14 protein-coding genes are annotated in these 14,041 nt (G+C 69.2%); 9 read left to right on the plus strand and 5 right to left on the minus strand.

From position 1 onward, the window contains the following. The first annotated feature begins 121 nt into the window (after nt 1-121). Entirely contained in the window at nt 122-1,354 is a 1,233-nt protein-coding gene (ilvA, locus tag ACIO3P_RS17720) for a threonine ammonia-lyase (protein ID WP_401851618.1), read from the plus strand. A 150-nt stretch (nt 1,355-1,504) separates the two neighbouring features. On the opposite strand, the gene greA is transcribed toward ilvA, so the two are convergent. Together greA and ACIO3P_RS17730 are read right to left on the minus strand one after the other, a co-directional pair. Further along, nucleotides 1,505-2,002, minus strand: coding sequence for a transcription elongation factor GreA (gene greA, locus ACIO3P_RS17725; RefSeq protein WP_329828956.1), 498 nt, complete (start codon nt 2,000-2,002; stop codon nt 1,505-1,507). Between the two features lie 339 nt (nt 2,003-2,341). Beyond that, nucleotides 2,342-2,749 (minus strand): DUF4307 domain-containing protein, encoded by a 408-nt coding sequence (locus ACIO3P_RS17730; protein ID WP_329828957.1) that lies wholly within the window; start codon nt 2,747-2,749, stop codon nt 2,342-2,344. A 97-nt stretch (nt 2,750-2,846) separates the two neighbouring features. Between ACIO3P_RS17730 and mca the strand changes: the two genes are divergently transcribed. Further along, on the plus strand, nt 2,847-3,728 hold the full coding sequence (mca, locus tag ACIO3P_RS17735) for a mycothiol conjugate amidase Mca (RefSeq protein WP_329828958.1): 882 nt from the start codon (nt 2,847-2,849) through the stop codon (nt 3,726-3,728). 1 nt (nt 3,729) lies between these two features. Then, a complete protein-coding gene (locus ACIO3P_RS17740) occupies nt 3,730-3,972 on the plus strand; it encodes a hypothetical protein (protein ID WP_329828959.1) in 243 nt (80 codons plus the stop codon). 95 nt (nt 3,973-4,067) lie between these two features. Here ACIO3P_RS17740 and ACIO3P_RS17745 read toward each other — a convergent pair whose 3' ends face one another. Beyond that, complete coding sequence (locus ACIO3P_RS17745) at nt 4,068-7,313, minus strand: tetratricopeptide repeat protein (RefSeq protein ID WP_401851615.1); 3,246 nt, start codon at nt 7,311-7,313, stop codon at nt 4,068-4,070. Nucleotides 7,314-7,514: 201 nt separating this feature from the next. Between ACIO3P_RS17745 and ACIO3P_RS17750 the strand changes: the two genes are divergently transcribed. From ACIO3P_RS17750 to ACIO3P_RS17765, 4 genes are all read left to right on the plus strand, one after another. Beyond that, complete coding sequence (locus tag ACIO3P_RS17750; RefSeq protein ID WP_329829667.1) at nt 7,515-7,994, plus strand: nitroreductase family deazaflavin-dependent oxidoreductase; 480 nt, start codon at nt 7,515-7,517, stop codon at nt 7,992-7,994. A gap of 156 nt (nt 7,995-8,150) precedes the next feature. Next, a complete protein-coding gene (locus tag ACIO3P_RS17755) occupies nt 8,151-8,579 on the plus strand; it encodes a hypothetical protein (RefSeq protein ID WP_329828961.1) in 429 nt (142 codons plus the stop codon). A 6-nt stretch (nt 8,580-8,585) separates the two neighbouring features. Then, nucleotides 8,586-10,925, plus strand: coding sequence for a hypothetical protein (locus ACIO3P_RS17760; RefSeq protein ID WP_401851613.1), 2,340 nt, complete (start codon nt 8,586-8,588; stop codon nt 10,923-10,925). Nucleotides 10,926-10,941: 16 nt separating this feature from the next. After that, nucleotides 10,942-11,622 carry a hypothetical protein gene (locus ACIO3P_RS17765; RefSeq protein ID WP_329828963.1) on the plus strand — a complete coding sequence of 227 codons (681 nt, stop codon included), beginning with the start codon at nt 10,942-10,944 and terminating at the stop codon, nt 11,620-11,622. Between the two features lie 63 nt (nt 11,623-11,685). Here ACIO3P_RS17765 and ACIO3P_RS17770 read toward each other — a convergent pair whose 3' ends face one another. Next, on the minus strand, nt 11,686-11,895 hold the full coding sequence (locus tag ACIO3P_RS17770) for a DUF397 domain-containing protein (RefSeq protein WP_401851611.1): 210 nt from the start codon (nt 11,893-11,895) through the stop codon (nt 11,686-11,688). Next, nucleotides 11,892-12,725, minus strand: a complete 834-nt coding sequence (locus ACIO3P_RS17775; RefSeq protein ID WP_401851608.1) for a helix-turn-helix domain-containing protein — start codon at nt 12,723-12,725, stop codon at nt 11,892-11,894. Before ACIO3P_RS17775 ends, ACIO3P_RS17770 begins: the two co-directional genes overlap by 4 nt. 235 nt (nt 12,726-12,960) lie before the next feature. On the opposite strand from ACIO3P_RS17775, the gene ACIO3P_RS17780 reads away from it, so the two are divergent. Together ACIO3P_RS17780 and ACIO3P_RS17785 are read left to right on the plus strand one after the other, a co-directional pair. Further along, on the plus strand, nt 12,961-13,200 hold the full coding sequence (locus ACIO3P_RS17780) for a hypothetical protein (RefSeq protein WP_401851606.1): 240 nt from the start codon (nt 12,961-12,963) through the stop codon (nt 13,198-13,200). 9 nt (nt 13,201-13,209) lie between these two features. Beyond that, nucleotides 13,210-14,028, plus strand: a complete 819-nt coding sequence (locus tag ACIO3P_RS17785; RefSeq protein ID WP_401851603.1) for an APH(3'') family aminoglycoside O-phosphotransferase — start codon at nt 13,210-13,212, stop codon at nt 14,026-14,028. Nucleotides 14,029-14,041 lie beyond the last annotated feature (13 nt).

Consider the following 14,041-nt stretch of genomic DNA (forward strand, 5'->3'; position numbering starts at 1 on the left):
TGCGCGGGGCGTGCGCGGGTGGTGGCCCCTCGGCGCACGCGGGCGGTGGCCCTCAGCACACGCGGGCGGTCGGCCCCCGGCGCACGCGGCACCGTCCCGCGCGAACTGCGAGACTTGCCGTATGAGCTTCGGTACGTCCCGCCCCTCCCACCACTCCCTGATGCTCGACGACATCAAAGGGGCCCAGAAGATGCTCTCCGGCGTCGCACGGACGACCGCGATGGAAGGCAGCAGATACCTCACCGGGCTGGTCGGCGCCCCGGTCCTGTTCAAGTGCGAGAACCTCCAGCGCACCGGCTCCTTCAAGCTGCGCGGCGCGTACGTACGGATCGCCGGGCTCTCCCCGGAGGAGCGCGCGGCGGGCGTCGTCGCGGCCAGCGCCGGGAACCACGCCCAGGGTGTCGCCCTCGCCTCCACCCTGCTCGGCGTCCGCTCGACGGTCTTCATGCCGGTCGGCGCGCCCCTGCCCAAGGTGGCGGCCACCCGCGACTACGGCGCGGAGGTACGGCTCCACGGCCAGGTCGTCGACGAGACGCTGGCCGCCGCCCAGGAGTACGCGCGGGACACCGGCGCGGTCTTCATCCACCCCTTCGACCACCAGGACATCATCGCGGGCCAGGGCACGGTCGGCCTGGAGATCCTGGAGCAGTGCCCCGACGTGCGGACCATCGTCGTCGGGATCGGCGGCGGCGGTCTCGCGGCGGGCATCGCCGTCGCGGTGAAGGCGCTGCGCCCCGACGTCCGGCTGATCGGTGTGCAGGCGGCCGGGGCAGCCGCGTACCCGCCCTCCCTGCGCGCGGGACGGCCGGTGACCGTGGACGCACCCCTCACGATGGCCGACGGGATCAAGGTGGGCCGGCCGGGCGACATCCCCTTCCGGATCGTCGAGGAGCTGGTGGACGAGGTGCGCACGGTCTCCGAGGACGAGCTGTCCAGCGCCCTGCTGCTCTGCCTGGAGCGGGCGAAGCTCGTCGTCGAACCGGCGGGCGCGAGCCCGGTGGCCGCGCTGCTCAGCGACCCGGAGGCGTTCCGCGGCCCGGTCGTCGCCGTGCTGTCGGGCGGAAATGTGGACCCGGTGCTGATGCAGCGCATCCTGCGCCACGGCATGGCCGCCGCGGGGCGCTATCTGAGCCTGCGGCTGCGGGTCACGGACCGCCCAGGGGCGCTCGCCACGATGCTCGGCGTGCTGTCGGTGGCCGACGCCAACGTCCTGGACGTGAGCCATGTACGGACGGATCCGCGGCTCGGGCTGACGGAGGCGGACGTGGAGGTGCACCTGGAGACGAAGGGGCCCGCGCACTGCACGGAGGTCGCGGCGGCGCTGAGCGAGGCCGGGTACACGATCCTCGGCTGAGCACCACACCCCGAGCGGCGGGAAGAGCCTGTCTCCGGGGAAGAGCCGGTCTCCGGGAGAGGCGGGAAGGGCCGGTCCGCCCGGCGGGATGCCGGGCGCGCCGGCCCTTTCGATCAAGCCCTTCAGACAAGCGGGGGAGCGGGCGCGGGCTCAGCCCTGGTACGGCGTGGCCTCAAGGATCTTCACCTTGGCCTTCTTGCCGTTCGGAAGCTCGTACTCCGCGCTCTCGCCGATCTTCTTGCCGTTCACGCCGCTGCCCAGCGGGGACTGCGGCGAGTACGTCTCGATGTCGGAGCTGGCGTACTCGCGCGAGGCGAGCAGGAAGTCCAGGGTGTCGTCCGGGTCGCCGTCGAAGGCGATCGTCACGACCATGCCGGGGGCCACCACACCACTGGCCGCGGGCGCCTCGCCGACCTTCGCGTTCTCCAGGAGCTGGGTGAGCTGGCGGACCCGCAGCTCCTGCTTGCCCTGCTCCTCCTTGGCCGCGTGGTACCCGCCGTTCTCCCGCAGGTCGCCCTCCTCGCGGGCAGCAGCGATCTTCGTGGAGATCTCCGTGCGCGCGGGACCAGACAGGTACTCCAGCTCGGCCTTGAGCTGGTTGTACGCCTCCTGGGTGAGCCAGGTGACGTTTTCGCTGGTCTGGGTCACTGGTGCTCCTCGTAGGTGCTGGGGATACAAAGCAACGCCCTACCCAGAAGCATGTGCCGTCTCGGGTGGGCGAAACCACGAGCCTAACAATTTCGTGGCGCGAGGGGGAGGACAATTGCCGTCAGAAGCAGATCGGCGCAGGTCAGCACCGAGATCCACCGCGATGTACGGCGGGTCCCGCACGGGACGATCGGCGCGTCCTCCACGGGACGATCGTTGGGTCCCGCATGCGGCGTACGGCGGGTCCTCGAACGGGAGGCGCGGCGGGTCCCCCAGTGGTCCCGGTCCGTCCGCCCTGTCGGTCCCGGTCCGCCCACCCCGCCGTCCCGGTCCGTCCGCTCAGTCGGACGTGCAGCCCACCAGTTCGGTACTGGTCGCGCTCTCCGTCGTACGGATCGTGACCACCTGGTCGATCCGGGTCTCGCCCGGCCCGAAGCGCACGTCCTTGCGGCCCACCTCGGCGGCGCTCTCCGCCAGCGAGCGCAGGGTGCAGCTTCCGCTCGCGTCCCGGTCCTTGCGGACCTCCAGGTGCGCCTCGACCTCGGTCGCGGAAATCCGCTTGAACTTGATGAGCTCGCCGGAGACACTCCGGTCGATCACGTAGTGGTAGCCGTACCAGCCGAGCAGGACCACCAGCACCCCGCCGAGCACCACGCCCAGGCGGCGCAGCCGCCGGTCCGCGCGCGCGTCCCCGTCCCCGGAGCGGCCGTACCGCCCTGCGGGAAGCTCTTCGCGCACCGCAGCCATGATCGTTCCTCTCGGGCGGGGACAGCCGGAATTTCCGTCCCCCGATATCCGTCACTATAGAAGCCGACCCAAGCGCCACATCACTGAGGATCGAGTCTTGACTGAGCAGCTACGGCTGATGGCCGTCCACGCCCACCCCGACGACGAGTCGAGCAAGGGCGCGGCCACCATGGCCAAGTACGTGTCCGAGGGGGTGGACGTGCTGGTCGTGACCTGCACGGGAGGCGAGCGCGGCTCCATCCTCAACCCCAAGCTCCAGGGTGACGCCTATATCGAGGCGAACATCCACGAGGTACGCAAGAAGGAGATGGACGAGGCCCGCGAGATCCTCGGCGTCCAGCAGGAATGGCTCGGGTTCGTCGACTCCGGGCTGCCCGAGGGCGACCCGCTGCCGCCGCTGCCCGAGGGCTGCTTCGCGCTGGTGGACCCGCAGGAGTCGGCGGGCCGGCTCGTCCGGTCGATCCGCGCGTTCCGGCCGCAGGTCATCACCACGTACGACGAGAACGGCGGCTACCCGCACCCCGACCACATCATGACGCACACCATTTCCATGATCGCGTTCGATGGTGCGGCGGACAAGGAGAAGTTCCCCGAGGAGGACTTCGGGCCGGTCTGGCAGCCCGCGAAGCTCTACTACAACCAGGGCTTCAACCGGCCGCGTACGGTCGCGCTGCACGAGGCGCTGCTCACCCGCGGCCTGGAGTCCCCGTACGGCGAGTGGCTGGAGCGGTGGAAGGAGATGGAGCGGGTGGAGCGGACGCTGACCACGTTCATCCCCTGCGCGGACTTCTTCGAGATCCGCGACAAGGCGCTGGTCGCGCACGCCACGCAGATCGACCCGGACGGCGGCTGGTTCCGTATCCCGATGGAGCTCCAGCGCGAGGTCTGGCCCACCGAGGAGTACGAGCTGGCGAAGTCGCTCGTCGATACGTCCCTCCCCGAGAGCGACCTCTTCGCGGGCATCCGCGACAATGCCTGATATGTATGCGACCCAGGCAATGACGCAGCTCGTTCCTCTCGCCAAGGAGCTGGACGAGAACAAGGTGACACCCGGTGTGCTCGGGTTCATCGTGTTCGCGGTGATGGCGGGCGGCGTGTGGCTGCTGATGAAGTCGATGACCCGCCACATGGGCAAGGTCAACTTCGAGGAGGCCCCGGAGCGGCAGCCGAAGGCGCCGGCCGGGCAGCAGCCGCCCGCCTCACCCGCCGCCCACGGAGAGTGACGAGCGGTAGCGGCAGCAGTTGAAGGACGGCCGCCCCCTGGGAGGGAGCGGCCGGTCCTCGCGCTCCGCGCGCGGGTTACGTACGTACGCGCGCCTCAGGCGGGCGTGACCTCCACCGGCACGCCCATCACCTCGCGCGCGTGCCGGTTCGGCACCATGCCGAGGTCCCACGCCTGCCAGCCGTCCTCCAGCCGTACGCCCCGGCCGAGCATCACCGCGAACGCGGCCAGTGAGTCCGCCAGCTTCCCGTCCCGCGCCGGATGGTCCGCCGCGGCCAGCTCCGCCAGCTCCTGTTCGGCCACCGCCGAGCCCACCTCCGTACCGCCCGCCGAGCCGTACGGCAGCAGCGTGCAGCGCAGGAAGCGCGACCAGTCCGCGCCGCGGTGGTCGCCGTACGAGGTGAAGAGCGCCGTCGCCTCGTCGCACAGCGCCAGCGCCTGGGCGGCGCGGCTGTTGCCCGCGTCGACGACGGCCAGCTCCAGACACGTCCACGCCTCGCCGTGCGCCACCCCGATCCGCCGGAAGTCGGCGCGGGCGTCGACCAGGAGTTGCCGGGCGAACCCCGAGTTGCGGAGGTTGCCGGTCTGCGCGGCGCGCTGGTCGCGGGTGACCCGGCCCGAGTGGTGCCGGGCGCAGGCCAGCCCGTACACGTCACGCATCCGCGAGAACATCGTGCGCGCCCGCTCCAGCTCCCGTACCGCCTGGTCGCGGTCGCCGCCCTCCTCCAGCGCCTGGCCCAGGTAGTACAGGGTCCACGCCTCGCCGCGCGCGTCCTCGTTGTCCCGGTGCCTGGCCAGCGCCTCCCGCAACTGCTCGGCCGCCTGCGCCTGTTCGCCCTCCACCAGCTGCGCCCGTGCCAACTGGGTGATCGCCCACGCCTCGCCGCGGCCGTCCCGCGTCCGGCCGTACAGCTCAAGGCCCGCGCGCAACTCGCCCTCCGCGCGCGCCACATCACCCATCCGCAGGAACAACTGGCCGAGCTGGAAGTGCGCCCACGCCTCGCCGTGCACCGACTCGCTCTCGCGGTGCAGCTCCAGCGAGGCGGAGAGCATCCCGAACGCCTCCTCCAGGCCCCCGCGGTCCCGCTCCACCGCCGCCAGCGCGTGCAGCGTCCAGCCGCGGTCACCCGCCAGCGCCGGGGTCCCCTGGAGCGCCAGCGCCTCGCGCAGCCGCGCCGACGCCTCCGTCAGATTGCCCTGGTGGTGCAGGGTGATGCCCAGCGAACAGAGCGCGCGGGCCGCACCCGCCTCGTGCTGCGCCTCCTGGTAGAGGCCCACCACGGAGGTCAGCGTCGTACGCGCCTTGTCCAGCTCGCCGAGCTGCCGGGCGGCGATGCCCGTACGCCACTGGACCGAGCGCACCAGCAGCCCCTGGTCCACCGCCTGCGTCAACTCGTTGATCTCGCCCAGCCGGTAGAGGTCGCCGCGCAGCAGGCAGTAGTCGCAGAGCGCGCCCAGCAGATTGAGCACCGCCTGCTGGTCCACCCCCTCCGCGTGCCGCAGCGTGGCCGTGATGAAGCTCGACTCGTCGTCCAGCCAGCGCAGCGCCGCGTCCAGCGACGAGAAGCCGTGCGCGCCCGCCGCGCTCCTGAAGAGGTCCGCGCGCGTGGACGTCTTGCCGTCGACCAGCCGGATCACCGAGTCGGCCAGCTCGCCGTAGTTACGGATCAGCCGCTCCTGCGCGGCCGTACGCTCCTCCGCGGGCTCCTCCTCGCGCAGCCGCGCGTGCACGAAGGACCGTACGACGTCGTGCAGCCGGTAGCGGCTGCCCCGTACGTGCTCGACCAGACCGGCCCGCTCCAGCGCCGTCAGCACCCGCCCGGCCTCCTGCTCGTCCGTCGCGAGCAGCGCCGCCGCGGCGCCCGCGCCCAGCGAGGCGCGCCCCGCCAGCGCGAGCCGGCGCAGCAGCCGGCGGGCCTGGTCGTTCTGGTCGGTGTAGCGCAGCCACAGGGCGCGCTCGACGGGCTCCACCGGGCCGTACGCGTCGAGATCGGCGGCCAGTTTCTGCGCGGTGCGCCCGCCGCCGAGCGAGGAGCCGGCGATGCGCAGCGCGAGCGGCAGCCCGCCGCACAACTCCCGTACCCGGTCGGCGGCCTGGACGTCGTACGGTGCTCCCGTCGTCGCCTCCTGCCCCGCTCCGGCGGCGGCGCGCAGCAGCTCCTCGGTGCCCGCCCCGTCCAGCGCCTCGACGGGCAACTGGTGCACCCAGGCGGGCACATCGGCGGGCAGCTCCACGGGGCGCCGCGCCGTCACCAGCACCAGGCTGTCGGAGCGCTCCGGTACGAGCGTGCGCACCTGCTCGGGGTCGGAGGCGTCGTCCAGGACCACCGTCACCGGCAGCCCCGTCAGATGCTGGTGGTACAACTCGCTCAGCCTGCGCACCTGTTGCTCGGGGGTGGCCCCCTCGCGGAACAGCAACTGCTCACGCGGCGCGCCCAGCCGGTTCAGCAGGTGCAGCAGCGCGTCCCGCGTCGACAGCGGCGACTCCAGGGTGTTGCCGCCGCGCAGATCGACCAGACAGGCGCCCCGGAACTGGTCCCTGAGCTGGTGCGCGGCGCGTACGGCCAGCTCCGTGCGGCCGGCCCCGGGGGCGCCGTACAGCACGACGACCGTCGGCTTGGTCTCCGTGGAGGCCCGCGCGGCATGCACCCACTGGGCGATCCTGGCCAGTTCGGCACGGCGCCCCGCGAACGGCCCCGCAGGCTCGGGGAGATGGCCGAACGACTGCTCCAGTACGGTACGGCGCCGGGCCGCGGCGCTGCGGTCCCCGCCCCGCAACTGCGGTACGACGGACGGCTTCTTGGCGCCGCGGCGCGTCGCCGACGTCAGCACCCGCTGCTGGTCGAGGAAGGGCCGGATACCCCGTACCTCCAGCGCAGTCAGCCACTGGAGCCGCAACTGCTCCGCCCCGCCCGGCTGCCCGGCCGCACCGGCTCTGCGGTGCGCGGCCGGCCAGTGCGAGGCGGTCACCTTGGCGACGGTGGTCGCCGCCCCGGCCACGGCGACGACGGCGCCCGCGCCGAGGGCGGTCCCCGAGGCCGTCCCCAGCGCCATGTCGGCGCCGACGGCTGCCACGGCGGCCACGGCCGTGACCAGGACGGGCGTGCCGATGTTCTGCCGGCTGAACCGCTGGGACAGCGGCGTCTCCTGCGCCCGCGCCGCGTCCAGGGCCTGCGTGTACGCGGCGTACTCCTCGGCCGCCCCGGCGGCCATCGCGTCCAGGGCCCCGCGCCCGCGCGCCAGCAGCGCGTTCCCGTCGGTCCGCCCGCCGGAGCGCCGTACCTCTTCCTCCACGGCGCGCACCAACAGCCTCTCGGCCTCGGCCCGGTGGCTTTCCCGCATGTGCGTCCCCCTCCGAGAGCATGGGTAAGCGCACATTGTCCTGCTTACGGCCCGGGATGGCGAGTAGTGGCCGTCGTTCGGGTGTTCGGGCGTGCGGGGCAGGAATGATTGCCTCCGCCCCGCGCGTTTCAGGTACGAGGACTCTTCCGAGACTCTTCCAAGCCTCTTCCGACAGCACTCGACAGCATGGAGATGGACAGCATGCCCCTCAAAGGCGAGTACGAGCCGAGCGTTCAGCAGGTCATCCGTGACCAGGTGGAGCTGTACGAGAGCTCCGGCGGCACGAAAGGCACCACGCTGGAATCCCTGGTCGGGCCGGACGACGAGAAGCGCCGCGACCTGCCCGTCATCGTCCTGACCACGCTGGGCGCGAAGAGCGGCAAGATCCGCAAGTCCCCGCTGATGCGCGTGGAGCACGACGGCGCCTACGCCGTGGTCGCCTCCCTGGGCGGCGCCCCCAAGCACCCGGTCTGGTACTACAACGTCCTCGCCGACCCCCGCGTCGAGCTCCAGGACGGCCCGGTCCGCCAGGACATGGTGGCCCGCGAGGTGACGGGCGAGGAGAAGGCTCAGTGGTGGGCCCGCGCGGTCGAGGCGTTCCCGGACTACGCCGAGTACCAGAAGAAGACGGAGCGCGTGATCCCGCTCTTCGTACTGGAGCCGGCCGCGCAGGCCCACTGACGGCCCCGGGCCCTCCGAGCCGTACGGCGGCACCTCGCGCCCTCCGCCCGCCGCGGAGGGCGCTTCGGCGTCATGGGCGCCTGTCACTCCGAGAACCTGATCGAATACCGTGTGTCTTCCCGTTTGTCTTCACACGCGACGGCCAGGGGAGGGACCATGACGTTCGACGAGGAGTGGGCGGAGCTTCACGGACAGGCGGCGGAGCGGGCGCACACGCGGCTCAACACCGTGGCATCACCGGGCAGTGGCGGCGCTGCCGACAGCGATCTCAGCGTGAACCGCGACGACCTGGGCGCGATCGGCCACGACGCCTACGAACTGCGCACCCGGCTGACCCGGGACGGTGACCACGCCCGCCCGGCGACGTTCGATGCGGCGATCGCCCTCACCAACGAGAGCTTCGTGAGCGGCTCGGCGCTCCTGAAGGTCCACGACCGCTGGAACACGCAGTTGCGCACCCTGCTCGACGCCTGCGCCCAGGTCTCGAACCACCTCAACTACACGCGGGCCGCGCACGCGAACGACGATGTCCAGATCGCCGGGGACCTCATGTCCGTCTCCAAGCTCAACCAGTACATGAAGTGAGCGCCCATGCCCGAGCTGACATACGAGAACATCATCGACATGCCTCTTGGCAAGCTCAAGACCGCGGTCGACGACTGGTCGGACATGATCGCGAAGCTGGACAGACTGGCGGAGGATGCCCGCGACGGCATGAGGAAGAAGGCTGACAAGGCCGACTGGGCGGGCGTCAACGCGGGGGTCACCAAGGCGTTCATCAGTAAGACCGCGAAGGAGTTCGGCGACGCGGCCAAGGAGGCCAAGGGCGTCAAGGCCGTCCTCGACGACGCGTACAGGGTCTTCAAGAAGGCCCAGGACGAGCTGACGAGCATCAGGGACGACGAGGGCCCCAAGGCGAACGTCCATGTCGACGCCAGAGGCAAGGTGACGGCGCGCCGCCCGGTGCAACAGGACGTCAGCGCCCGCACCGACTCCAACTTCGCGGAGCTGATGAGCAAGGAGAAGACAGCCCTCGCCGAATGGCAGGCCCGGATCGACGACATCGTCGAGCGGTGCGAGGTCGCGGACGACTCGCTGCGGAGGGCTCTCGAAGCGAATGTCTCCGAGGACCACAACTTCGGCGCTCCGAAGTACAGCAGCCTGGAACACGAGGCCGCGGCCCGCGCGGCCGCGCTGGCGGGCAAGGGCACCGCACTCACGCACGCCCAGTTGCAGGAGCAGAATGAGATCCTGCGGCAGTACGGCACGTCGTCCGAGTTCGCCACTCGCTTCTACGAGAAGCTCGGCCCCGAGAAATCCCTCGAATTCTTCGGCCAGCTCTCGACCGACACGTACGGCGACTACGGAAAGCTCGACAAGCAACGCCTGAAGGACGTACAGGAACTCCAGCAGAACCTGGGCCTCACGCTGGCGTCAGCCTCCCAGGACAAGGCGTTCACCACCGAATGGGGCCCGGAGCTCCGCAAACTCGGCACCCAGCAGATCCCGCTCTCCCCGTACGGCAGCACTCCGCCGTACGGTTACCAGTTGCTGGGCGGCATCATGCGCTACGGGAACTACGACCCCAAGTTCCTCAACCCGATCGCCGAGCATGTGGCCCAGTTGCACCAGAAGAAGCCGGATTTCTTCGCGAGCTCGAAGCCGATGGGCGGCCTGTTCGAGAACCAGTACAACCCGTCGGGGGTGAACGGCTCCGGGTACGACCCGATGGTGTCGATGCTGGAGGCGCTGGGGCACAGCCCGGAGGCGTCGAAGGAGTTCTTCACCGCGGATCCGACGGCGTACAACGAGGACGGGTCGGTCGGGGAGGGGGAGGCTGATCTGGGCGAGACGAAGGACGGCGACCCCATTGAAAGATATCTCAACCTCTTCGGGAGCAAGGAGTACACCTCCTTCCCGGACACCGAGGCCACGGACCCAGGTCACGTCAAGGAAGCGTCCCGTTTCCTGCCGGATGCATTGGGGCACGCGCTGGAATCCGCGACGCTCGGCTATCCGTGGGACGAACCGAGCGCAAACGGGGTTCGGGATGAAACGACCGCCGAGGTCACAGAGTTGGTGGTCCAGAAGTACGGTGAGGATCCTGAGCTGCTGAAACACCAGGAAGCCTTGTCGGATAGTCTCGGACGCATCGGCGCCGGATATATCGGTGACATCGACAACGCCATCAGTAACAGGGGTGATGGTGTGTTCGCTCCGAGTGAGGATCGGCACAAGCATGCCAGTATCGATCAGCAAACGGCATTCGGGTTTCTGAGTGCTCTGGGGCAGCATCCCGATGCGTACGCGGCGATCACCACGGCCCAGCAGGTGCACACCACCAGCGTGTTGGAGGCTCAGGTGGGGGCGAACGGAGCCATCGACGAGGGATTTGCCCGTGAGGCGGTTTCGACCGGTGCCGCGGTTCAGGGGCAGCTTGACGAGGCGCGGGCCGGGCAGGTCAAGGCCGAGGGGCTGGAGAAGCACAAGGAGTACAAGGACGCGCAGGAAAAGGGATCCGCGTGGATCTCGTTCGGAACGACCGCGGCCATTGGCGGGGCGGCTGTGGGGGCTGTCGCTTTCCTCCCTCCGGTGGCCGCCGTCGGCGCGGCTGCCATCCTGGTCCCGCTTGCCACGGACACGGCCACCGGGGCGGTGCAGCAAATCGCCTCACAGGTCATCGGCGGTCACTCGGGAGATTCGATTGACGAAAAGAAATCACAGATCGACGAACTGACGCAAACAGAGAGAAGGGCGGTGTATCAGGCGGGCGAACTGAGCGCCAACGCCCCCATGGAGAGATTTATCAGCTACCACGGTATCGGGTCGAGCAGCGATTTTGGCCAGGATCTCTGGGAATCTGTGCAGTTTGGCTACAATTCAGGTGCCTCCAAAGAGCAGCGGCAAGGTTATACGCCGCAAACCGAATGATGAAGAAGGGGCGGTCGTGAGAGACTGGAAGATGGTGGCGCCTGTTGGGATTTCGCTGGTCCTTGTCCTGAGTGTTTCTTCGTGTGCGGACAGGAAGGATGGCGACGGGCCTTTTACTGTGGCCGAGGTGTGTGATGGCGCTTTCTCCGGAGACAGTGCCAAGGCCATCGAATCACTGACTCCTTCGGGAAAGTACCGCTCGTATGCATCGGGCGGGCTGGATCGAGTCACCAAGGATCTCAAGCGTAAATATGGTGAGGATGGGAAATCGGCGCCATCCCTTTTCTGTGGGATCTCAGGGGTTGAGAGAGGTGATATTGGAGCGAAAATAAACTTCAATATCTATGACCCCGAGTATACGGATGGAGACAGAACCTGGTACGACAGGGATGTTTACGCTATGGGAATATATTCCGTGGCCGGTCCGCGTGACGCTTCCCTCTACTTCGAATGTGCGAGTCCGCACATCGATGGTTCTGTCAAAGAACCGGCCCCGATCGTTGGGAGACTCGATCAGCAACGAAGTCTGCTTGAGAAAGACACACGCACCCTACGTGACATCAATATGTCCATCCTGCACGCGGCCACCCTCGCCGTCGCGAAGAAGCTGGAGTGCGAGAACGACGGCGGCCTCCCGGCCAAGGTCGACCTCCAGGTACGACACCCTGCCGAGTCCGATCAGGATCAGGATCGGTAATGGCGATTGCCCGCCCGCGGGGGCGGGCTGATACGGCCCGTCCCCGCAGCCCCGCAGCGGCCCTTACGCGCCGGAGGTACGGGCGTACGCGACGAGCGCGGCCCAACTGGCGGGTGAGAAGACGAGGGTGGGACCGTGCGGGGCCTTGCTGTCACGGACGGGGACGACACCGTGGGCGTGGGCGTAGGCGGGTGACCACTCGACGCAGTTGCCGCCCTCGCCGCTGGTGTAGGTGGACTTCACCCACGCGGTGGGGGCCGGGTTGAGGTTCACAGTGCCTCCATCTTCTCTCTGATGAGGGCGGCGCTCTCCCGCGCTGAAAGAGCTTCGCTCGTCAGATCATCGTAGGCGCGCATGGCCGTTCGAACATGCTCGGGATCCTCGATGATGCTCGATGTGCGAAAAGCCTCAACGGAGACCACGGTTGAATGATTTGGCGCGGTCAGCAGAGTGATCGGCCCGTCCATCAGCGGGTGTGGTTCCGCATTCAAGGGGAGTACCTGCACACGCGTGGTCGGGTGGGCACCGTGGTTCAGAAGTACGGCGAGTTGCTCGCGCATCATGTCGGCGCTGCCGATGTCGCGCTTGAGCGCGGATTCGCACAGAACCAGCGATACGTTCGGTGGAGCCTCGCTCCGGAAAATCTCCTGCCGGGCGAGACGGGCCCGGACCAGCCCCGTGATCTCGGCGTCGGATGCCCGTCGGTTGCTGGACCGGAACAGGGTGCGGGCGTACTCACCGGTCTCGAAGAGCCCGGGAATGAGGGTCGGCGACCACTCGCGGATGATCGTGGCTTCCCTTTCCAGGATCATTCTGCGGCGGAACAGCGCCGGATAGGACTGCGAGACCACCTCTTCGTAGAGCCGTTTGAACAGGCCGTCCGTCTCGAAGATCTGATCGAGCAGTGCGGGCAGGTTGCCGGCGATCGGCGGCACCCCGCGTTCGATCCGGCTGATGGTCGATTTCGATGTGCGGGCCTTTCGTGCGAGGTCCGACTGTGTCAGCTTCCCGGCCACCCGCGTTTCGCGCGCGTCCCGCAGCGCTTCACCGAACACCTCCCTCGGATTGCTCGCGCCGCTGTAGTCGCCGTACCGCTCCGTCATATGGAAACCCCTTGACCAGAGTTCTGGGAATGGGTGCCACCCGTGGCGTCTGTGCAGGCCGAGCCAGGTGGGTGGAGGCCGGTGTGACCAAAATGCAGGTTGGTCGCTGAACCTCTTCCAGGGCGACATCACTGGTCACACTATGAACATGTCCAGTTACATGTTGTCGAGAGGTTGGCTATGACAAGCCACGTCATTCGAACGCCCTTCCCTGTCCGGCTGAGGCGGTGTCGCGATGGCGAGTAGCGACGGGCGGCGGCTGCTGTCGCTGATGATCGCCACGTTCGGGGTGGACGGCACACTCGTCGTGCCGAAGGGTGGGCTCACCCCGGAGAGTGACCTGGCCTCGGAGGGGCCGGACCTGGTTCCCGGTTCCGCGCTGCGCTGGCCGCCGTGCCGGTGTGGCGGTTCCACCTGCCCTGATGCCGGGGGCCCGGACGGACCGTACAGCCCGGACGGGACCGCCGCCGGTTAGGGTGCCGCCGTGAGCGATGTGACCGATGTGTTCCGGGAGTTGCTGAAGGACGGCCCCGACGCCGGCCGCTGGGAGCCCGTGGCGGGCGGTGAGTCCGGGGCCGGTGTGTTCCGGGCCGGGGACGGCTCGCGGTATGCGAAGTGTGTTCCCGCCGGGCAGGTGGGGGCGCTGGCGGAGGAGCGCGACCGGGTCGGGTGGCTCGCGGCGCGGGGCGTTCCCGGGGCGCGTGTGCTCGACTGGCGTGCCGGTGACGCGGGGGCCTGTCTGGTGACCAGCGCCGTGGTGGGGGTTCCCGCCGACCGGTTGCCCGCCGTCAGGCTCCGGGAGGGGTGGGGAGCGATCGCCGACGCCGTGCGCCGGTTGCACGATCTTCCCGTACGGGAGTGTCCGTTCAGCCGTGACCTCACGCGGATGTTCGCCGCCGCGCGCGAGGTCGTCGCGCGCGGCGCCGTCAATCCGGACTTCCTCCCCGAGGAGCAGCGGGGAACGCCCGCCGACGAGCTGTTGGCGCGGCTCGAACCCCAGCTCGGCCGGCGCCTCGCCCAGGAGGCCGCCCTGAGCGTCGTCTGCCACGGGGATCTGTGTCTGCCCAACATCGTTCTCGACCCGGAGACGCTGGAGGTGACGGGCTTCATCGATCTCGGCCGCCTCGGCCGGGCCGATCCGTACGCGGATATCGCGCTGCTCCTCGCCAACTCCCGGGAGACCTGGGCCGACGAGCGGCAGGCGCGCGCGGCGGACGAGGCGTTCGCCGACCGGTACGGGGTCGCACTCGACCGTGACCGGGAGCGGTTCTATCTCCATCTGGATCCGCTCACCTGGGGATAGGACCCACGGTGGA

The organism is Streptomyces sp. NPDC087310 (assembly GCF_044744405.1).
Classification (GTDB): Bacteria; Actinomycetota; Actinomycetes; order Streptomycetales; family Streptomycetaceae; genus Streptomyces.

What these genes read in the sequence shown, in the direction of transcription:
- ACIO3P_RS17745 (WP_401851615.1), bottom strand. Translation starts at nt 7,313, where the DNA reads ATGCGGGAAAGCCACCGGGCCGAGGCCGAGAGGCTGTTGGTGCGCGCC.
- ACIO3P_RS17755 (WP_329828961.1), top strand. Translation starts at nt 8,151, where the DNA reads ATGACGTTCGACGAGGAGTGGGCGGAGCTTCACGGACAGGCGGCGGAG.
- ACIO3P_RS17780 (WP_401851606.1), top strand. Translation starts at nt 12,961, where the DNA reads ATGGCGAGTAGCGACGGGCGGCGGCTGCTGTCGCTGATGATCGCCACG.
- ACIO3P_RS17730 (WP_329828957.1), bottom strand. Translation starts at nt 2,749, where the DNA reads ATGGCTGCGGTGCGCGAAGAGCTTCCCGCAGGGCGGTACGGCCGCTCC.
- ACIO3P_RS17750 (WP_329829667.1), top strand. Translation starts at nt 7,515, where the DNA reads ATGCCCCTCAAAGGCGAGTACGAGCCGAGCGTTCAGCAGGTCATCCGT.
- ACIO3P_RS17760 (WP_401851613.1), top strand. Translation starts at nt 8,586, where the DNA reads ATGCCCGAGCTGACATACGAGAACATCATCGACATGCCTCTTGGCAAG.
- ACIO3P_RS17775 (WP_401851608.1), bottom strand. Translation starts at nt 12,725, where the DNA reads ATGACGGAGCGGTACGGCGACTACAGCGGCGCGAGCAATCCGAGGGAG.
- ilvA (WP_401851618.1), top strand. Translation starts at nt 122, where the DNA reads ATGAGCTTCGGTACGTCCCGCCCCTCCCACCACTCCCTGATGCTCGAC.
- ACIO3P_RS17740 (WP_329828959.1), top strand. Translation starts at nt 3,730, where the DNA reads ATGTATGCGACCCAGGCAATGACGCAGCTCGTTCCTCTCGCCAAGGAG.